At 63.3% G+C, this 19,009-nt stretch carries 22 protein-coding genes; 8 read left to right on the top strand and 14 right to left on the bottom strand.

The features are described 5' to 3' along the window. Window positions 1-34: 34 nt before the first annotated feature. Both FJ490_RS05210 and FJ490_RS05205 read right to left on the bottom strand, forming a co-directional pair. Window positions 35-1,102: an aldo/keto reductase gene (locus FJ490_RS05210; protein WP_140728291.1), complete on the bottom strand. Its 1,068-nt coding sequence runs from the start codon at window positions 1,100-1,102 to the stop codon at window positions 35-37. 121 nt (window positions 1,103-1,223) lie between these two features. Then, on the bottom strand, window positions 1,224-1,691 hold the full coding sequence (locus FJ490_RS05205; RefSeq protein ID WP_140494990.1) for a hypothetical protein: 468 nt from the start codon (window positions 1,689-1,691) through the stop codon (window positions 1,224-1,226). A 388-nt stretch (window positions 1,692-2,079) separates the two neighbouring features. Here FJ490_RS05205 and FJ490_RS05200 point away from each other — a divergent pair, with 388 nt between their 5' ends. Further along, window positions 2,080-2,244 carry a hypothetical protein gene (locus FJ490_RS05200; RefSeq protein ID WP_140493788.1) on the top strand — a complete coding sequence of 55 codons (165 nt, stop codon included), beginning with the start codon at window positions 2,080-2,082 and terminating at the stop codon, window positions 2,242-2,244. Window positions 2,245-2,302: 58 nt separating this feature from the next. Here FJ490_RS05200 and FJ490_RS05195 read toward each other — a convergent pair whose 3' ends face one another. After that, window positions 2,303-2,809 carry a DUF1993 family protein gene (locus FJ490_RS05195; protein ID WP_140517685.1) on the bottom strand — a complete coding sequence of 169 codons (507 nt, stop codon included), beginning with the start codon at window positions 2,807-2,809 and terminating at the stop codon, window positions 2,303-2,305. Between the two features lie 142 nt (window positions 2,810-2,951). On the opposite strand from FJ490_RS05195, the gene FJ490_RS05190 reads away from it, so the two are divergent. Next, window positions 2,952-3,989, top strand: coding sequence for a DUF1176 domain-containing protein (locus tag FJ490_RS05190; RefSeq protein ID WP_140564682.1), 1,038 nt, complete (start codon window positions 2,952-2,954; stop codon window positions 3,987-3,989). 16 nt (window positions 3,990-4,005) lie between these two features. On the opposite strand, the gene FJ490_RS05185 is transcribed toward FJ490_RS05190, so the two are convergent. The 7 genes from FJ490_RS05185 to FJ490_RS05155 all read right to left on the bottom strand — a co-directional run bounded on the left by FJ490_RS05185 (window position 4,006) and on the right by FJ490_RS05155 (window position 10,526). Continuing rightward, window positions 4,006-4,848 carry an alpha/beta fold hydrolase gene (locus FJ490_RS05185; RefSeq protein WP_140564733.1) on the bottom strand — a complete coding sequence of 281 codons (843 nt, stop codon included), beginning with the start codon at window positions 4,846-4,848 and terminating at the stop codon, window positions 4,006-4,008. Between the two features lie 254 nt (window positions 4,849-5,102). Then, window positions 5,103-6,713, bottom strand: coding sequence for a molybdopterin-binding/glycosyltransferase family 2 protein (locus FJ490_RS05180; RefSeq protein WP_140564683.1), 1,611 nt, complete (start codon window positions 6,711-6,713; stop codon window positions 5,103-5,105). Continuing rightward, complete coding sequence (locus tag FJ490_RS05175) at window positions 6,710-7,414, bottom strand: XdhC family protein (RefSeq protein WP_140517689.1); 705 nt, start codon at window positions 7,412-7,414, stop codon at window positions 6,710-6,712. Before FJ490_RS05175 ends, FJ490_RS05180 begins: the two co-directional genes overlap by 4 nt. 6 nt (window positions 7,415-7,420) lie before the next feature. Continuing rightward, window positions 7,421-7,759, bottom strand: a complete 339-nt coding sequence (locus FJ490_RS05170) for an XdhC family protein (RefSeq protein ID WP_140493798.1) — start codon at window positions 7,757-7,759, stop codon at window positions 7,421-7,423. Between the two features lie 57 nt (window positions 7,760-7,816). Next, window positions 7,817-9,067: a VWA domain-containing protein gene (locus FJ490_RS05165; protein ID WP_181165115.1), complete on the bottom strand. Its 1,251-nt coding sequence runs from the start codon at window positions 9,065-9,067 to the stop codon at window positions 7,817-7,819. A 5-nt stretch (window positions 9,068-9,072) separates the two neighbouring features. Then, the gene (locus tag FJ490_RS05160) at window positions 9,073-10,002 is read right to left on the bottom strand and encodes a MoxR family ATPase (protein ID WP_140493800.1); all 930 of its coding nucleotides are present in this window, start codon (window positions 10,000-10,002) and stop codon (window positions 9,073-9,075) included. Beyond that, entirely contained in the window at window positions 9,999-10,526 is a 528-nt protein-coding gene (locus FJ490_RS05155) for a flavin reductase (RefSeq protein ID WP_140493802.1), read from the bottom strand. Before FJ490_RS05155 ends, FJ490_RS05160 begins: the two co-directional genes overlap by 4 nt. Before the next feature lie 180 nt (window positions 10,527-10,706). Between FJ490_RS05155 and FJ490_RS05150 the strand changes: the two genes are divergently transcribed. Beyond that, window positions 10,707-11,780, top strand: a complete 1,074-nt coding sequence (locus tag FJ490_RS05150) for a branched-chain amino acid ABC transporter substrate-binding protein (RefSeq protein ID WP_140517691.1) — start codon at window positions 10,707-10,709, stop codon at window positions 11,778-11,780. Beyond that, window positions 11,780-12,799 carry a P1 family peptidase gene (locus FJ490_RS05145; RefSeq protein ID WP_140728290.1) on the top strand — a complete coding sequence of 340 codons (1,020 nt, stop codon included), beginning with the start codon at window positions 11,780-11,782 and terminating at the stop codon, window positions 12,797-12,799. The genes FJ490_RS05150 and FJ490_RS05145 overlap by 1 nt, the downstream gene beginning before the upstream one ends. An 11-nt stretch (window positions 12,800-12,810) precedes the next feature. Here FJ490_RS05145 and FJ490_RS05140 read toward each other — a convergent pair whose 3' ends face one another. Further along, entirely contained in the window at window positions 12,811-13,065 is a 255-nt protein-coding gene (locus tag FJ490_RS05140) for a DUF2171 domain-containing protein (protein WP_140493808.1), read from the bottom strand. Between the two features lie 138 nt (window positions 13,066-13,203). Here FJ490_RS05140 and FJ490_RS05135 point away from each other — a divergent pair, with 138 nt between their 5' ends. From FJ490_RS05135 to purB, 3 genes are read left to right on the top strand one after another with little or no spacing between them, the layout of a single operon-like run. Further along, on the top strand, window positions 13,204-13,929 hold the full coding sequence (locus FJ490_RS05135; protein WP_140493810.1) for a DUF2259 domain-containing protein: 726 nt from the start codon (window positions 13,204-13,206) through the stop codon (window positions 13,927-13,929). Then, window positions 13,926-14,450 carry a hypothetical protein gene (locus tag FJ490_RS05130; RefSeq protein WP_246672573.1) on the top strand — a complete coding sequence of 175 codons (525 nt, stop codon included), beginning with the start codon at window positions 13,926-13,928 and terminating at the stop codon, window positions 14,448-14,450. The genes FJ490_RS05135 and FJ490_RS05130 overlap by 4 nt, the downstream gene beginning before the upstream one ends. Window positions 14,451-14,509: 59 nt before the next feature. Further along, a complete protein-coding gene (gene purB, locus FJ490_RS05125; RefSeq protein WP_140637909.1) occupies window positions 14,510-15,817 on the top strand; it encodes an adenylosuccinate lyase in 1,308 nt (435 codons plus the stop codon). Between the two features lie 58 nt (window positions 15,818-15,875). Here purB and FJ490_RS05120 read toward each other — a convergent pair whose 3' ends face one another. Then, entirely contained in the window at window positions 15,876-16,688 is an 813-nt protein-coding gene (locus tag FJ490_RS05120) for a VOC family protein (protein ID WP_140493814.1), read from the bottom strand. A 244-nt stretch (window positions 16,689-16,932) separates the two neighbouring features. On the opposite strand from FJ490_RS05120, the gene FJ490_RS05115 reads away from it, so the two are divergent. Continuing rightward, on the top strand, window positions 16,933-17,487 hold the full coding sequence (locus FJ490_RS05115) for an alpha/beta hydrolase (protein WP_140728289.1): 555 nt from the start codon (window positions 16,933-16,935) through the stop codon (window positions 17,485-17,487). A 23-nt stretch (window positions 17,488-17,510) separates the two neighbouring features. Here FJ490_RS05115 and FJ490_RS05110 read toward each other — a convergent pair whose 3' ends face one another. After that, entirely contained in the window at window positions 17,511-18,284 is a 774-nt protein-coding gene (locus tag FJ490_RS05110) for an HpcH/HpaI aldolase/citrate lyase family protein (protein WP_140728288.1), read from the bottom strand. Between the two features lie 163 nt (window positions 18,285-18,447). Continuing rightward, entirely contained in the window at window positions 18,448-18,768 is a 321-nt protein-coding gene (locus tag FJ490_RS05105; protein WP_140493820.1) for a DUF1476 domain-containing protein, read from the bottom strand. Between the last annotated feature and the right edge of the window lie 241 nt (window positions 18,769-19,009).

Genomic DNA, 19,009 nt, shown 5'->3' with positions numbered 1-19,009 from the left:
CTGTTATTCCCCGACAATTCAACTTCCGAGTCGATCAAGGACAGGGATTGCCGACCCGCTGGTGAATGGCGTCGATCGCCTTCTGCATCTCTTCGGTCCAGACGACCTCCACTGAAGACAGAGCCATTTCGAGCTGCGAAATGGTCGTGGCACCAATGATGTTCGAGGTGACAAAGGGCCGGCTCGATACATAGGCGTTGGCGAACAGCGCCGGCTCCAGGCCGAAGGAGCGCGCCAGCTCGTTGTATTCAAGCTGCGCCTCGGCGGCATCGGGCGTCTCGTAACGCTGGCCGCGGTTGAAGAGCTGCGAGCGCGACCCCTGCGGGCGCGCGCCGTGATCGTATTTGCCCGAGAGATAGCCCTGCGCGAGCGGCGAATAGGCAAGCAGCGAGACCTCTTCGCGATCGCAGACTTCGGCGAGGTTCACCTCGAAGGTCCGGTTGACCAGATTATAGGCGTTCTGGATCGAGGCGACCCGTGGACCAATAGCTTTGTCAGCCTCTGCAATGAAGCGCATGACGCCCCAGGAACTCTCGTTGGACAGGCCGAAATGGCGGATCTTTCCGGCCTTCACCAGGTCATCGAAGACGGCAAGCGTCTCCGCGATCGGCGTTTCTCCGGTCGGCGCCCCGACGGAATCAGCGCGGCGCGCCACGGCCCCGACGCGCGTCGGATTGGCGCCCCAGGGTATGTCCCGCTCCGGCCAGTGGATCTGGTAGAGATCGACATAATCCGTGCCGAGCCTGGCCAGGGACTTGTCGACGGCATCGAAGATATCGGCGCGCACCAGCTGCGACGGCCTGTCGCCGCGAAACCAGCTGTTTGCGGTGCGACCGACGACCTTGGAGGCGAGTATCACCTTGTCGCGGTTGCCCTTTGCCTTCATCCAGCTGCCGATGATCTTCTCGGTCCGCCCTTGCGTCTCCGCCTTGGGCGGGATCGGGTAGAGCTCGGCAGTGTCGATGAAATTCACCCCGCGCGAAAAGGCCAGGTCCATCTGGGCGTGGCCGTCGGCTTCGGTGTTCTGCTGGCCCCAAGTCATCGAACCGAGGCAGATCTGGGTGACAAGAAGATCGGTCCGACCGAGACGGCGTTTGTGCATGGAAGTGTGCTCCGGCGGGAAAAGCTTGCGCGGCTGCGCGGGGAAGGAATTTTCATCCTACAAGAAAGCAGAGGCGCTCTCCAAGCCTCGGCAAACCGACTTTTGCGTGAACCAGACTGCGCTAGCGGCGAGCCCCTGCCAGGGCGCGCCGCTTGGCCTCATCGATCAGCATGTTAGCCACCTGCATGCGGATCATGGCGCGCTGGCGCAGGTGCGGCGCGACGCGATCAGGATGGTTCGAAAAGGCGAAGCTGCGGCGCATGCGGCCAAAATCGGCTACAGCCTTAGGCGTGTCCAATCCCAATTCCACGGCAATCGATTCGGGATCGATCGGCGGCAGTTTTTCTTCGGGCCTCGTCTCTTCACCCGCAAGTGCCAGCTTCGCATGATCGAGCAGAGCCGCGAATTCTGCGGCGAGATCCGCGCCTGCCTCGCGATATTCCGTGGCAAATCCGCTGCCAGAAACCTTGATGCGGCCGGAATGGAGCTCGTCGGCGACGGAAAGATAGTCAAACGGAATCGACGGGCGAGTGGCGGCCTCTTCGCCTCCCCCGTCCTTGTCGGAGGCAACGAAGAGATCATCGAGCAACGAAGCGAAATCCCGCTTGGCGCTGGTAACGATGTCAGCCTCCCCAGTCTCACGGTGTGTCCGAGACATCCACCTTAGGGTCCGCTCGTTAAAAATGCATGCCGCCGATTTTAACAATTGAAAGCGTTGACGAGACTGGACCGCAGCCCCGTCACTCACAAAAAGCCAGGCCGCACTTTCGGCAGTCCGCAATTCGCGGAAGCGGCGAGGAAAAACCGGCCATCTGCCAGCGAGAGGGATACGATTCGCGATCTGCGAAAGTTTCAGGCGATGCAGGATCATGGCAGAAAAATTTTGCAGAACATGGCAGGCATGCAAATGCTGCACTGCACAATCGTCACGAATCCCCTATATTCGGACGCTGGGAGGTCCAACAGGGGCCTGGATTATGGGGTTCTTCACTGAAATGTTCGCGCGGCCACGGCCGCAGGAACATCTGCGTTATCGTGCCGCGCTCGCGCTGCTGCATTCCATGAGCAATGCGGACCGCGCCGACATCGGCATCAAGCCCGCCGATTTCCCGCGCATCGCCCGCGAAATGTCCGTTCGCTAGTTCGGCCAGCCAGGGATATTCCGGCTCCGGACGGGCAACGTCTTGACGACGTGATCCGTCAACGCGAGCCCAGGAACGTTGCCTTGCCCAGCGGCACGCCATTATGGCGAAGAATGTCGTAGGCGGTGGTGAGGTGGAAATAGAAGTTGGGCATGGCCAGGTGCAGGAGATACTGCAAACCGGCCATCGAGACCTCGCGCCCGCCGAGCCTGACCTCGACAATCCGCTCGTCCGAACCTTCCAGATCGGCCGCGGAGAACGTCGCCAGATGGTCAAGCGTCTTAGCGATGCGCGCATGCAATTCGGCAAAGCTCGCCTCGTTGTCCTCGTATTTGGGAACCTCCCGGCCGGCGAGCCGCGATGGGGCTCCCTTGGCATGGTCGGTGGCGATCTGCACCTGCCTGGTCAAGGCGAACATGTCGGGCGCCAGCCGCGCCGTCAGGAACACCTGCGGGTCGATCTTGCGCTCGCCGGCGTTTTGTTCGGCCGTAGACAGCACGCTGGACAGCGCTTTCAACCGGGCCGAAAACACAGCCACCGATACTTCATACATGGATAGGGTCACGCAATTATCTCCCGGGGCAGTTGAAGCGCCGCGAGCGCGAACTAGCGCCTTCCCGGGCGATTCTTCAAGCGATACCCGCAAGGCGTCACCACGTCGCCGCAATCACCGTGGTAGAATCTCCGTTACCGCGTGGAGATTCCCGATGAGACACGCTTTTCTCGCAGCGACTGCCTTGTTCTCCCTTGCCTCGATCGCCCAGTCGGCACCTGCCGACGAGGCGCCCTACGTCGATGACAGGTCGAGCGCCGAGGCAGTTGTCCGCTCGCTCTACAGTGCCATCAACCGGCATGAATTCGCACGTGCCTGGGGTTACTATGGCGATACCAAGCCGGCCAAGGACTTCGACAGCTTCGTCAAGGGCTATGACGGTACCGACAAGGTGGATGTCAGGACCGGCGCCGTATCCAACGAGGGCGCGGCAGGCAGCATCTACTACAGCGTTCCGGTCGCCATCCAGGCAACCGACAAGAAGGGCGAGGCGAAGGTCTTTGCCGGCTGCTACACGCTGCGCCAGGTCAATGCCCAGATTCAGGCGCCGCCATTCCAGCCGATCTTCATCGACAGCGGAGCGCTGAAGCCGTCGAGCGCGGATTTCGAGCAGGCTGTGCCCGCTAGCTGTGGCGACGGCCCGCCACCTCCGAAGAGGGATGCAGCGCTGGAGCAGGCCAAGAAGGCTTTCCTGGCCAGCTATAGCGACCAATGCGACAAGGATCTCGCGGCCAAGGAGCCGGAGATTTTTTCCATCAAATACAGGGACAAGGATGCGGCGGCCGGCGATCCCGACAAGGAAACGCGCCTGTTCCATTTTTCCTGCTCGGCGGCCGCCTACAATGAAAGCTCGATCTACTACATGACCGACGAGGCGAACGGCGTCAGGCAATTGCAGTTCACCGAACCGGAGATGGACATCCGCTACGTGAACAACGACAGCGAAGGCAGGGTCGAATCCATGCACATCCTCGGCTTCCGGACCACTGGCTGGGCGACCAATTCCAGCTACGACCAGGACGCCCACACGATCACCACCTTCAACAAGTGGCGCGGCGCCGGCGATGCCTCGTCAGCAGGCACCTATCTGTTCCGCAACGGCGATTTTTCGCTCGTCCAGTACGACGTCGACGCTTCCTACGACGGCGAGGAGAACCCGCAGACGGTTGTCGACTACAACACCGCTCCTTGAGCCGTGCGGCGTCCGATCAGGGCGCCTTCGACAGCATCCAGTTCAACGCGCCGCGCCAGTCGACCATGCGGATGGGGGTGCCGTGCGTGCCCGTCTCGAAGCGCACGAAGCGGGTCGGATAGGCTTTCGACTTGGCGATGATGGACCGGAAGAAGGCTTCCTGGTTTGCCACGGGAAAGACCACGTCATGGCTGCCCTGACCGAAGAAAACCGGCACGTGGCGCCTGAAGGCAGGGCTGGAGAAGAAACTCTCGTCCCACAGCGAGCCAAGCAGCAAAAGCCCACCGATTTGCCTGCCCGTGTCCGTGCGGGCGGCAAGCTTCCAGCACAATGCGCCGCCCATCGAGCCGCAGGCGACGACGATCTTCGCGCCCGGCGACTGTTGCGCATAGTGATCGATCAGCGCCGCGACCTGTGCCGCGCCCTTGTCGCCGAAATCGGGGAAGTCAGGGCTGAGATAAAGGCCGCCATTGCCTGCCATCAGGTTTTTGATGCGGTTGAAATTGCCGCCGAAAGTGAAGTCATCGACACCTTGCTTGCGGCTGCCGCCCTGCCCGTGCAGGTAGAGCACGATGACGGAAGCCCCTTGCGTCTTGCCTACGGCGATGTGCCGGACGTCGCCGGCATCGGTTTTCAACAGCAAATCCTGCTGCACCTTGCGCACACCGGTATCGGTATACTGTGCATGCACGCGCTTTTCCGGCACCTCGTCGCGCTGGTTGATGTCGCGCATCTCGCGGTAGTCGATCACCGTGTAGGCGCCGTCTGACGAGAGCGTCGCGGGATAGGCGAACAGATCGTCCTTGAAGGGTTTTAGTTGGAGAGCAGAGGCCTGGGCAGCAGAAAACAGGAAAAATATCGAAATCAGAAAGGCAGAGAGCGTGAGCACCCCCCTCTGGCCTGCCGGCCATCTCCCCCTCAAGGGGGGAGATTGGCAGTTTCGGCGGGGGCGCCCTTCTGCCGGCCGTCGAGATTGGCGAAAGCCGAAATGATGTCCAATCTCCCCCTTTGAGGGGGAGATGGCCGGCAGGCCAGAGGGGGGTAGAAGCGTTGACATTAACGAAATGAAACCGGAAGCCATACCGCAGGCTTGCGTAATTCGGCCCGGGTTTGTCAATCCTGCAGCACGCCGCCGGCGCCTTCCAGCGCCTCGCGAGTGTCGACATCGACGGACGCGCCCTCGCCGATCTCTACATCGACGACGTCAAGTCCTCCGGCCTCGACCAGATGGCGTGCGCCGGTATCACCTTCGAGATGGGCGACAGCCGGGAACAGCGAGCGCGGCAGAAGTACCGGGTTGCCGCGTTTGCCAAGGTGCGAGGCGCGGACGACCAAATTGCCTCCCGCCCCGCGAAACGCATCGATCAGCCGGTCGAGATCGCCGGTCGAGACACCCGGCATGTCTCCGAGAACGATCATCGCACCGGCGGCATCTCCCGGCAGATAGGCCATACCGGCTTTCAGGGAGGTGGAGAGCCCATCGGCAAAATCGGGATTGTCGGCGAAAGTCACGTCCAGGCCCGATAACGCGCCGCGCACCCGCTCACGCTGGTGGCCGGTAACGACGATCGTGCCCGAAGCTTTCGAGGCGAGCGCACGCTCTGCTGTACGGCGGACCAACGGTTGGCCGTCGAAAAGCGCCATAAGTTTGTTCGGCCCGCCCATGCGGCTCGAACGGCCTGCCGCCAAAAGCACGATCCCGACCTTGAGCCGGCTTACGGCCGGCAGCGGTTCGCGCGGCTGCGGGCGTGTCGGGATTTCCATCAGCAGGCCGCCGACGCCCATGCCGGCGATGTCGGTCGCCGTTACGTCGAGGCCGGCGATCAGCCGGTCGAGCACCCAGTCGAAGCCGTTCTCCTTGGGGCTGCGGGCGCAGCCCGGCGCGCCGATGATCTGCTTGCCGGCGAGCCTGCCGAGCACCAGTAGATTGCCGGGGTCGACCGGCATGCCGGCGCGGATGACAGTACCGCCCGCTTCCTCGATCGCGGCCGGAACGACGTCGGCGAAATCGCTCATGGCCGAAGCGCCGAAGATCACGACCATGTCGTTATCGCGCGCCAGCGAGGCGGCCGCCTCGGCAACCGGCGCAACCTCGTGCGGCGTGCGGCGCTCGGCCGTCAGCCGCCCGCCCGAACGCGCCAGCCGTGCCTCGGTGACGCGCAACGTCTTATCGAGCACGCTCGGCTTGACGCCCGGCAAGACGGTCTGGATGACACCGACACGAATGGGCCGATAGGCATTGACGGCAAAGATCTCGCCGCCGGCGCAGATTTCCAGTACGGCATCGACCAGCGCCGACCCGACGGCGAAGGGAATGATCTTCACGGTTGCCACCATCTGGCCCTTTTCGACCGGCGCATGCTGGCCAAGCGTGGCGATGGTGATGGTTGGATCGACGGCATTGATGGCGTCGATCATCGCGCTGTTGACGGTGAAGACGCCAGCGGCTTCGGCATGGAGGTTGACCCGCCCCGTCGCGGCAGGCTTGGCCGCGACATTGCGGTGGCGCATACCGGTCGCGATCCGTTCGGCGGCGGCGTCTTCGCCCAGATCGCCGGGAGAAAGCACGGCCGCGACGACTTCGCTGATGCCCGCCGCTTTCAGCACCCCGACATCCTCTGCACTCAGCCGATGCGCTTTGCGGAAACGTCGCTCGCCGACCGTCGTCGCGTGCGCAAGCACGGCGCCTTCGGCCTGTTCGATAGGAACCGGGCCGAATTTCACGCTGCGGCTTCCCTGGCTTCAAGGCCGCGCGAGCGAAACGCGTGAATGACCTGCGCCAGCACGGCGACGGCGATCTCGGCGGGGCTGGCCGCGCCGATATCGAGACCGATCGGCGCCTGGATGCGACCGATCTGCTCGGAACTGGCGCCCAGCGCCAACAGGCGCTCGACACGCTTGGCATGGGTTTTCCTGCTGCCGAGTGCCCCGACATAGAAGCACCTGGCGTCGAGCGCCGCCTTCAGCGCGAAATCGTCGATCTTGGGATCGTGGGTGATGGCAGCGACTGCCGTGTAGCTGTCGAGTGGCTGTCGTTGCAGGACCTCCTCAGGCCATTCGGCGTGCAAAGCGACATCGGGAAAGCGGTCCGACGTGGCAAAAGCCGTGCGCGGATCGATGATCTCGACTGGATAGCCGGCGATCCTGGCCATTGGCGCCAGCGCCTGGCTGATATGCACGGCACCGATCACCACCAGGCGAGGATGCGGCAGATGCGCGTTGAGAAAAAAGGTCCGCCCTTCCGCTTCGACCGAGCCGGAATTCCCGGTGCGGAACGCCTTGCTGATCGCGGCACCGAGATCGCCGGCGACCGGATCGCCCTCGCGCACGACACGGTCGCGGCCGTCACCAAGATCGGTGACCAGGATCGCGGCGCGGCGCGCGCGGCGCTCGGCGTTGAGTGTTTTCAGCGCATAGGGATCCATCGAAGATCAGCCTAGCCTTTCCACATACACTTTGATGCGGCCGCCGCAGGAAAGGCCCACCTGCCAGGCGGTCTCGTCGGCGACGCCGAATTCCAGCATTCTGGGCTTGCCGGTGCCGATGACGTCCATGGCATCCGTCACCACGGCGCCTTCGACACAGCCGCCCGAAACCGAGCCGTGGAAATTGCCGTCGGCGTCGATGACCAGATGGCTGCCGGCCGGGCGTGGCGCGGAACCCCAGGTCTCGACAACGGTCGCGATGGCGACATCCTTGCCGTCCTTCATCCAGCCTTCCGCGATGATCAGCGGGTCACGGGCCTCGTCGAGATAAATGCTGTCGCTCATCGTTGCTTCTCTCAGGGTCTGTTTTTCCCGGAAATATGTGTCTTCAGCAGCATATGGCTACGCGGCGCGCCTCGCGCCACCCTCCATCCATCGCCGCGGATCGACGGCATATCCAGGCTTCCGGTCCAGCGAAGCGCAGAGATCGGCAAGCGCGTCGAGATTGTGCACGGCACGGAATTCATCGACATGCGGCAGCATCGCCCTGACGCCGCGGGCGCGCGCCTGGAAACCGTCGAAGCGCAGCAAGGGGTTCAGCCAGATCAGCCGCCGGCAGGATTTGTGCAGACGCTCCATTTCCTCCGACAGGCCGTCGACCTCGTCTCGCTCCAGCCCGTCGGTGATCAAAAGCACCACCGCGCCCTGTCCTAGCACGCGCCGCGACCATATCAGGTTGAACTCGGCCAGCGTGTCGCCGATGCGCGTGCCGCCCGACCAGTCCTTGACCGCGGTGGAACAGTCGGCCAGGGCGGCGTCGGGATCGCGATGGCGCATCTGTCGGCTCAGATTGGTGAGCCTGGTGCCGAAAACGAAAGTGTGCACGCGCCGGCGCTTTTCCGTCAGAGCATGCAGGAAATGCAGGAAGATGCGCGTGTACTGGCTCATCGAACCGGAAATGTCGGCAAGCACGACCAACGGCGGATACACTTCGCGGAGCGAGCGGAATTTCGGCAGGATCAGTTCGCCCCCAGTGCGTGCGGCCGAGCGCATCATGGCACGCGGATCGATGCGGCGACCGTGCGAATCGGCCTTGAAACGGCGCGTCCGCACCATATCGAAGGGCAACCGCAGTTCGGCGATCGCTTTCCTGGCGTCGGCCATCTCGGCGGCATTCATCTGAGCGAAATCCTTGGCCCTCAGCACCTCGTTGCCGGAGAAAGTAAAGCGCGCGTCGACCTCGATCTCGGGGATTTCCTGCGCCGGCTGGTTCCTGCTGTGGCCTGCGAACATGGCCTGGCTGACACGGCTTTCGGCCGCGCGTGGCTTCTGCTTCTCCCTGGTATCGGGCGCCACCGGCGAAAGCATCGCCAGCATCTTTTCGATCAGCTCACGCGACTTCCAGAATAGCCGGAAGGCCTCGTCAAAGATGGCATGGTCCTCATGCCGCGACACCAGCACGGCATGCAGCGTCCAGTAGAAATCGTCGCGCGCGCCGATGCCGGTGGCAAGTACCGCCTCGATGGCATCCTTGACCGAGGCCGGACCGACGCGCATGCCTGATTTGCGCAAGACACGGGCGAAATAGACGATGTTGTCCGCGATGTGACCGTCGACAGTCGCCTCCCTGGGTTCCGCGCGAGGCATGGCCATGAGCCCTACTCCGCCGCCGAAAGCTCGGCCTTCACCTCGTCGAGGATACGCCGGCCTTCGCCCTCGCCGATGCGGGCAATGTCGTCCTGGTATTTCAGCAGCACGCCGATCGTGTCGGAGACGGTTTCCGGGTCGAGCGCGACCTTGTCGAGTTCGGTCAACGCGCCGGCCCAGTCGATGGTCTCGGCAACGCCCGGCATCTTGAACAATTCGATCTGGCGGAGCTTCTGAATGAAGGAGACCACCTCGGCCGAAAGCCGGCTGTTCGCCTGCGGCACCTTGCGGCGCACAATCTCCAACTCCCGCTCGGCGCTGGGATAATCGACCCAGTGATAGAGGCAGCGCCGCTTCAGCGCGTCATGGATTTCGCGGGTGCGGTTGGTGGTGATGATGACGATCGGCGGCTCCTCCGCCCTGATCGTGCCGAGTTCGGGCACCGTCACCTGGAAATCGGAAAGGATCTCGAGCAGGAACGCCTCGAACGCCTCGTCGGTACGGTCGAGCTCGTCAATCAGGAAAACCGGGGCGGCGCCGGCCTTGCCGGTCAGCGCATCGAGCACCGGACGGCGTATCAGGTATTTTTCCGAGAAAACGTTGCGCTCCATGTCGGAGCGGTCAACCTTGCCGGCCGCCTCCTCCATGCGGATCTCGATCATCTGCGCGGCATAATTCCACTCATAGACGGCGGACGAGACGTCGAGACCCTCATAGCATTGCAGACGGATCAGCCGGCGGCCGAGCGCCTCTGCCAACACCTTGGCGATCTCGGTTTTGCCGACGCCGGCCTCGCCCTCGAGGAACAGCGGCCGCTTCATGCGCAGCGACAGGAAAAGCACGGTGGCCAACGACCGGTCCGCCACATAGTCCGCGCCGGTCAAGAGATCGAGCGTCTCGTCGATCGTCCGCGGCACGGGGCGCGGTTTTAGCTCGGTCATTCCTTCTCCGTGGACGCCTCTGCCCCGCTTTCCAAAACGTGGTAGCCGCGGGCGTGATAGATCAGCGGCCGCAAATTATCGCCCATGCGCAGGCCTGTCACCTTGCCAAAAAGCACACGATGGGTGGCCAGGTCCTTAGTGTCGATCAGTTCGCAGTCGAATACGGCGAGCGCGCCCTTCAAGGTCGGCGCGCCGGTGGAGATCACATCCCACTCGCCGAGCGCGAAACGTTCCTCGACCGGCAGGCCGGTGATGCCGGAAAAGCCGATCGACAGCGGCTCCTGGTGCGAGGCAAGCGTGTTCAAGGCAAACCTGCCGTTTTTCACGAACGGCTCGTTCTTGGGATTTTCACGGTTCAGGCAGACCAAAATGGTCGGCGGCGTATCGGAAACCGAACAGGCGGCGATGACCGTCGCGCCGCGCTTGCCGGCCGGCCCGTCGGTGGTCACCACATGGACGTGACCGGCAAAATGGCTCATCGCGTCGCGATAGGCCTGCGGTCCTATGTCGTTCTTCTTCAACACCGGAGATTTTCCATAGCCTGAACCCTACCGCTATATATGGCTAGATATGACATGCCACAAGCGAAGTGCTTGGCCCATATCCCGAAATTCGCGTGTTGCGCCAAGACCGGGCAGCCTTTAGGTCTTGGCGGGAGTGGCGCCGGGACCATCCGGGCTCGCTTGGAGGAAGTCTTCGACAGGATGCGACCCGGGGCAACGATATCTGCCGCGCTGGCCTGGCTGCTGCTGACCGGCGCCGCCAACGCCCAGACGCTGCTCGTCGGTGTTGCCGCGCCGCTCTCCGGATCCTCGGCGATCCTTGGCAGGCAGATCGAAGCCGGCGCCGAAGTGGCGGCCCAGGCGAACGGCATCGAGCTCAAGACCATCGACGATGCCTGCACGGCCGATGGGGGTGCCGCGGCAGCCCGGGAATTCGCGACCGCCAAGGTCAATGTCGTCGTGGGATTTCTCTGTACGGAAGCGATCGAGGCGGCGATGCCGATCTTGAAGGACGCAGGCATCGCCGTCATCACCGTTGGCGTGCGAACCGAAAGCCTGACTGACCGTCGTCCCAAGACCGGCTGGCCGGTCTACCGGCTCGGACCGAGGGGCGACGACGAGCGCAATGCCGTCGCCAACACCCTTACCCGGCTTTGGCAGAACGAACTGTTCGCCGTCATCGATGACGGCACCATCTACGGCCGTGAGATCGCCGAGACGTTGCGGGCGGCGGCCGAACAGGCGGCGCTGAAGCCGGTGTTCGTCGATACGTTCCGGCCGCAGCTCGACAACCAGATCGGTCTGATTGGCCGGCTGAAGAAGGCCGGCGCAACCCATGTCTTTGCCGGTGGCGACGGCGACGACATCGCCATCATGGGTCGCGACGCCGCGCAACTCGACGCCGGCATCGTATTCGCCGGCGGCGAGAACCTGCGCACTCCGCCCGGCGCAGTGCCCTATGCCACGGGAACGCTGATGATCGCTCCCCCGGAATGGGCCGATGTCGCCAATCCCAAGGTGCTCGAGGTGTTTGCCTCGCAGAAGATCGTGCCGGACGGCTACACGCTGCCGGCCTATGCGGCGGTAGAAACCGCCAAGGCGGCGATGGCGGAAGCCGCAAGCTCCGGCAGGCCGCTTGCGGAAGCGCTCATCGGGCATGATTTCACCACGGCGATCGGGCCGGTGCGCTTTGATGCGAAGGGCGACCTCAGCCGGAATCCGTACCGCGTCTTCCGGTTCGATGGCGCCCGCTTCGTACCGTTGGAAAGCAACTGATGTTTCGCACCGGCCCGCGCAACCTGATCACCGATATCGCCGGTCTCAGCGTCGGCAATGCCTCCGATGCCCGACTGAAATCCGGCGTGACGACGGTCCTTTGCGACGAACCGGCCGTAGCCGGCGTCCAGATCCTGGGCGGTGCGCCGGGCACGCGCGAGACGGACCTGCTCGAACCCCACAATTCGGTTGAGACGGTCCATGCCGTGGTGCTGTCGGGCGGGTCGGCTTTCGGCCTCGACGCAGCGTCCGGCGTACAGGCAGCACTGCGCGAGCGTGGCATCGGCTTCGAGGTCGGCGGCTTTCGCGTGCCGATCGTGCCGGCGGCGATCCTGTTCGACCTGCGCAATGGCGGCGACAAGGACTGGGGCCGCTATCCGCCATACCGCGACCTCGGCTACGAGACGGTGCAGGCCGCCGGTTCGGATTTCCAGATCGGCACGACCGGCGCCGGCACCGGCGCGCTGACCTCCGGTCTCAAGAGCGGGCTTGGCTCGGCTTCGACGCTGCTTGACAATGGCATCACCATCGGCGCGCTGGCGGCGGTCAATCCGATCGGCTCGGTGACCATCAGCCGAAGCCGCCATTTCTGGGCGGCTCCGTTCGAGATCGGCGATGAATTCGGCGGGCTTGGCTATCCCTCGCCAATGCCGGACGACGCCAAAAGCATCCTCTTGAAGTTTCGCGACAAGACGTTCACGGGCAAGGCGGATGCCGGCGGCAACACCACCATCGCCGTTATCGCCACCGATGCCGTTCTCACCAAGGCCGCCGCAAAGCGCCTGGCCATGTCAGCGCATGACGGTTTCGTGCGGGCCATATGGCCGACGCACACGCCGGCCGATGGCGATCTGGTCTTCGCGCTGGCGACCGGCAGGAGCGGTATCCGGCTCGAAGCCGACGCGGCAATCGACCTTTATGCCGCGGCAGGCGCCACGATGGCGCGCGCCATCACGCGCGGCGTTTTCGCCGCGACGCCCGCCGAGGGCGATCTGTTTCCGGTCTGGTCTTCGCGCTGACTTATACGCGATCAGGTGGGGTCGGACTTTTCTTCCTCGAAAGTGACCGCGACGTCGGAATTCGCCGACAGCCAGACCTTCTTTCCCTCTACCTCCGCGACAAGGCTCAGGGGAATGAAATGATGGTGCCCCTTATGCGTGCCCATACCGCTGTCGGACTTGGTCAGCTTGATCCGCTGCCCCTCGACTTTGTCGACCGTGCCGACATGAACGCCATCGGCACCGATCACTTCCATATGCTCACGAATTTTGCTGGTGTCGGTCATGGTGGTTCTCCATTGGGACTGCCGACAATAACAGACGAGGCCGCGATTGGATGCATGGCGCTTGCTTTATCGGGCAGCGCGACGCCGGTATCTTGTCGTGATAGGGAATGGCGATATCGTTGGCCGGCGGAAAACCTCATGCAAAACCTTCTTCTGTTTGCCGTTTGCCTGCTTGCGCAGTTTTGCGCAGTCGTCGCCGCCCGGGCCGGGGATGTCGCCGAGCTTGAAATCCTGGGCTTCACCAAGGACGGCGGCATCTTCGCGTTCGAAGAATATGGCGTGCAGGATGGATCGGGATTTCCCTACGCCAATCGCTATTATATCGACACCAGCAACGACAGCTTTCTCCAGGGAACGCCTATTCGCGTCCGGCTCGACGACGAGAACGCCACGTTGACGGCGGCTCGTATTCAGGCCCGCGAGAAGGGCGAAGCGGTCGTCAGCCAGGCGGAGTTGGCCGCGAACAAGGGCATCACCGCAGGCTTCAACCCGGTAACGGAGATGTCCGCCGACCCGCATCGGATGGCGGTCAATCCGCGTCCGATCTTCTCGCCAGTCGACCAGCCGCTCGAGTTCCGGCTGGACGAGATCGGCATGAACGAGACTAAGGGCTGCGAGAGCCAGGGTGAGATCAATGGCTTTCGGCTGCTGCGCGTCGAGGCGCAAGCCGGCGGTACGACGAAGCTGTTGCACGAGGACAAATCGATCCCCAAGAGCCGGGGTTGCCCGAACGGCTACCGCATCGGAGCCGTGCAGACATTTTCGATGGACAATCCCAGCGCCTATGCGGTGCTGATCGCGGTGCGCCAATATGGCTTCGAAGGCCCGGACTATCGCTGGATCGCGGTAACCGGCCGCCTGTGACACCGCTCGTCCACCCCGCCAGGCGTCATCGCGCCCTGGGCCGCCTCCGCGGCGCCATACCAACGCCGGGCACGGCGCTGCTCGGCGCGCTGCTTTGGGCCGCCACGATGGGCGCCAGCGCGCTCCTCAACCTGTTGCTGGAAAGTTGGCTGACGCCAGATAAAATCCGCACCGTGACGCTGCTGTTTGCAGGCGGCGGCGCTCTGGCCTTTCCTGTTGGCCTGTTCGCGGCACGGCTGGTCTCGCGCGGAAGGAGCTGGGAAGTCGCCTTCGCGGCGGCATTCGTGGGTCTCGCCGCCGCGACGATCGGCCTGACCGCCGGGCTGTATGCCTTGCAATACCGGTCCTACTATGCCGCATGGCATGCACCTACCTTCACCCTCACCTGGGGGCTCCAGTTCGTCTTCACGATGGCGGTGGCGCTCTACCAGTTCGTGGTGCTGGGCATCAGGCTCTATTTCCCGATCGGGTTCCTCGCCTTGTTTGCCGCCAGCCTCTGGTTTGCGCGGCGGCGGCGTTGAGCATTTTGTCCGCCTCTGTTAGGACGCGGGCAAATTTCTCGACACGTCAGGACTGACCGATGATCCCTCGCTACTCCCGGCCGGAAATGGTGGCCATATGGTCGCCCGAAACCCGGTTCCGCATCTGGTTCGAGATCGAGGCTCATGCCTGCGACGCGCTGGCCGAACTCGGCGTCATCCCGAAACAGGCGGCGAAGACCATCTGGGAAAAAGGCAATGCCGCGAAGTTCGACGTCGATGCGATCGACGAGATCGAGCGCGTCACCAAGCACGACGTCATCGCTTTTCTCACCCATCTCGCCGAATTCGTCGGACCCGACGCCCGCTTCATCCATCAGGGCATGACATCCTCGGACGTTCTCGACACGTGTTTCGCGGTGCAGCTCACGCGTGCCAGCGACATGCTGCTGGCCGACATCGACGCGCTGCTTGCGGCGCTGAAGCGCCGCGCCTTCGAGCACAAGGATACCGTCACCATCGGCCGCAGCCACGGCATCCATGCCGAGCCGACCACCTTCGGCGTCAAGCTGGCGCAAGCCTATGCCGAATTTTCGCGCTGCCGCGAGCGGCTCGTGCATGCTCGCGAGGACATAGCCACCTGCGCCATTTCGGGAGCGGTCGGCACCTTCGCCAATATCGAGCCTTATGTCGAAGAGCATGTCGCGGCAAAGCTCGGGTTGAAGCCGGAGCCGGTATCGACGCAGGTGATCCCGCGCGACCGCCATGCCATGTTCTTTGCCACGCTCGGCGTCATCGCATCGTCGGTGGAGCGGCTGGCGATCGAGATCCGGCATCTGCAGCGCACCGAGGTGCTGGAAGCCGAAGAGTATTTTTCGCCTGGCCAGAAAGGCTCGTCGGCGATGCCGCACAAGCGCAACCCGGTGTTGACCGAGAACCTAACCGGCCTTGCCCGCATGGTGCGCTCCTTCGCGCTGCCGGCGATGGAGAATGTGGCGCTCTGGCACGAGCGCGACATTTCGCATTCCTCCGTCGAGCGCATGATCGGCCCGGATGCGACGGTGACGCTGGATTTCGCGCTGGCGCGGCTGACCAGCGTCATCGACAAACTGCTCGTCTATCCCGACAACATGCTGAAGAACATGAACAAGTTCCGCGGCCTGGTGCATTCACAGCGCGTGCTCCTAGCATTAACGCAAGCCGGTGTCTCTCGTGAGGATGCGTACCGGCTGGTGCAGCGCAATGCCATGAAGGTGTGGGAGCAAGGCGCTGATTTTCTTGAAGAACTGCTGGCCGACAAGGACGTCACCGCCGCCTTGCCGGAAGCCGAGATCCGCGAGAAATTCGACCTGGGCTACCACACCAAGCATGTCGACACGATCTTCCGGCGGGTGTTCGGAGAGGCCTGAGGGGCTTTCCTTCTCCCCGTCGCTACGAGGAGAAGGTACCGCAGGACGTAACTGCCGATCACGCTTTGCCGGGAACGGTCCTGATCACCGTGCCCCACGGATCTTCGCGGGTCGTTTCACTGGCCACGTTGTCGGACCGCATCTCGACCCAGGCAAGGCCTGACCGGGTCGGATCGCGGCGGCCGGCGCCGGCGCTCTGCCACGCATTGGCGCCGATATGATGATGGTAGTGGCCTGACGACAGGAACACAGCCTGGCCGCCATACTTCGCCACCGTGTCGAAGCCGAATTCCTGGTTCCACCAGGCTTCCGCCTCTTCCGGCCGGCCGACGCGCAGGTGGACGTGGCCGACAATGCTGTTTTCAGGCGCTCCCTGCCAGCCCGCGTCGCCCGCCGGCACTTCGGCGACGACCGAAGGAATGTTCAGCCGTTCGGTCGCCATCGCGATCTTGTCGCCGTTCCACGTCCAGTCCTGCGGACGGCGATCGGCATAGATCTCGATCCCGTTGCCCTCGGGATCGGTGAGGTACAGCGCTTCGCTGACCAGATGGTCCGAAGCGCCCTCTATGGCGATCTTGTCTGATATGGCGTGGTTGATCCAGCGGCCGAGATCGGCACGGCTGGGCAGCAGGAAAGCCGTGTGGAACAGGCCGGCGCTGCGCGGATCGTCAGGCTTGGCCGAGGCGTCCGGCTCCAGCACCAACAGCGGACGGTTGGCGGCGCCCAGGGTGATCGCGCCATCGGCGCGGCTCAATTCCTGCAAGCCGACAACAGCGCGATAGTAGGCCGCTAGGCTTTCGGCGTCGCGCGCCTTCAGCCCGACCCGGGCAACGCTCACCGGCGTGGTGGCGGCAAAGGGCAGTTCGCTCATGATTGTCTCCGTTGCGGCGACGCTTTGGCATAAACCCCGAGGTCAGGAGCCCGGCGCCGGCGATCATTATACATCGTCTCAGCACCAAATGCGGTCCTTCACGGCTGTTTCTTTCCAGAGGACAAATCGGCGATCGTGATCGTTCACACAAGACAGCGAAAAGCGAACATGGTGTTCACCATTGCAAGCAGGAGCGCACCCATCGGCGGTTGCATGAGGCAATCACGCTCGCTATCTCAGCGCCATGAAAGTCAAAGACGCAGATATTCTCATCATCCCGGGCTACACTAACTCCGGACCCGAGCACTGGCAGACCCGCTGGCAGTCAAAGCTGTCGACCGCGCGGCGCGTCGAGCAGGCGGAATGGTCGAAGCCCGTGCGCGAGGACTGGACGGCGAGCGTGGCTAAAGCGGTCAACGAAGCCGAGAAGCCCGTCGTCCTCGTCGCGCATTCCCTTGGCGTTGCCGCGGCGGTGCAAGCCATCCCGCAGTTTCGCAAGCCGGTCGCCGGCGCATTCTTCGTGGCGCCGCCCGATGTCGCCAATCCGGAGGTACGGCCAAGGCACCTGATGACGTTCGGCCCCTACTCGCGCGAGCCGTTGCCCTTCCCGTCCATGGTGATTGCCAGCCGCAACGATCCGTTCTGCGCCTTCCACGTCGCCGAGGACATTGCCGGCGCCTGGGGATCTCTGTTCATCGATGCCGGTGAAGCCGGTCACCTCAACGCCGATTCAGGCTTCGGCCCATGGCCCGAAGGTTCGATGACCTTCGCCAAATTTCTCACCGAACTGAAGGCCTGACGACCCCGACCGGATCGCGGCTCTCAGCCGCCGATCGAATCCTTGATGCCTTTCAACAGCGTCTTCGCCCCTAGTGAAATCAGCGCGTGCTCGGACCCTGTGGCCAGCAGGCGGTAGCCCATCGCCACGACGCGGCCGGCGATGGCCGGTTCGATGACGTAGATCGCCGCATGTTTGCCGGCCTTGCGGGTACGCTCGGCGATCGAACCCACCGTTTCCATCATGCTTTCGAGCGTCGAATTGACGGTCGTGCCGTTCGACCAGGCAATCGAGAAGTCCGATGGCCCCAGGAAAATGCCGTCGATACCGGGTGTATCGAGGATGCCGTCCAGCGCATCGAGCGCCGCCCGCGTCTCGACCATGGCGAAGGCCATGGTGCGCTGGTTGCTGTCGCGCAGCCATTCGGCATGATCACCCTTGCCATGGCGTGGGAAGGCATAGGTGGGGCCCCAGGAGCGCTCGCCCACCGGCGGGTATTTCATCGCCCCAGCGAACAGTTTTGCATCCGCCACCGAGTTGACCATCGGCGCGATCACCGCCTCGGCGCCGAAATCGAGCGCCCGGCTGGCCATGTCGAAACGGCCGACGGGAATACGCACCAATGCCGGCTTGCCGGTGGCAAGCACGGGCGCCAGGCCGCGCAACACGCTGTCTTCATGATGGCCGCCATGCTGCATGTCGAGCGTGACCGCATCGAAGCCCTGCCTGGCAAGGATTTCGACGGTCAGCGCGTCCGGCACGCCTGACCATGCGGTGACCAGCGTTTCATCGGCCGCAAGGCGGGATTTCAGGGACATCGGCTGTTTCCTCGCTAAGGATCGCAGTTTCAGCCGGAAACGACGGGAAACGCAAAGAAAAACCGCCCGGCTGGGCCGGGCGGTCGATTGGTCCAGTCATTCTTTTGCCGCAGGTTCCGTCGCAAAATTGTGGGACATTTTTGCGGAACCTGCTTCGGCCGGATCAGGTGTTCTTGATCTGCTCGATGGCCTGCGCCATCAATTCGTCCATGGTGCGGCGGATCTGATGGTCCGACTGGCTGACGCCGGCAGCGTCGAAATCCTTGCGGATCTTGCGGAAGACGTCGTGATCGCCGGCTTCCTCGATATCGGAAACAACCACTTCCTTGGCGTAGGCATCGGCCTCGGCGCCGGATTTCCCGAGCTTTTCCGCGGCCCACAGGCCGAGAGCCTTGTTGCGGCGCGCCGACGCCTTGAACCGAAGCTCCTCGTCGAACACGAATTTGCGCTCAAAACCCTCTTCGCGATCCTTCATGTTGCTCATGGCGTCCCTCCGATGGAAATCGATTCGCTGGCATTGATGAATATGTGATGGCGAAGCACAAACCAAAAGGCTGGCGGCCGGTCAATACGCTTCGTGGCTTGCTGCGCTGCGGCATTTCGGTCCCGAAAGCAGTTGATTGAAAGGATTTGCCGATTGAGCAAACAAGGCGATTACGATAGACACCGGCATTGAACGCCACCGTCGCCACACTAATTTAGGCAGACGGACAGGAACTGGTCGC

It is taken from the genome of Mesorhizobium sp. B2-5-11 (assembly GCF_006440835.1).
In the GTDB taxonomy this organism is placed as follows: domain Bacteria; phylum Pseudomonadota; class Alphaproteobacteria; order Rhizobiales; family Rhizobiaceae; genus Mesorhizobium.
Note: the sequence above shows the minus strand (reverse complement) of the source record. Positions and strands in the feature narration are given on the sequence as shown.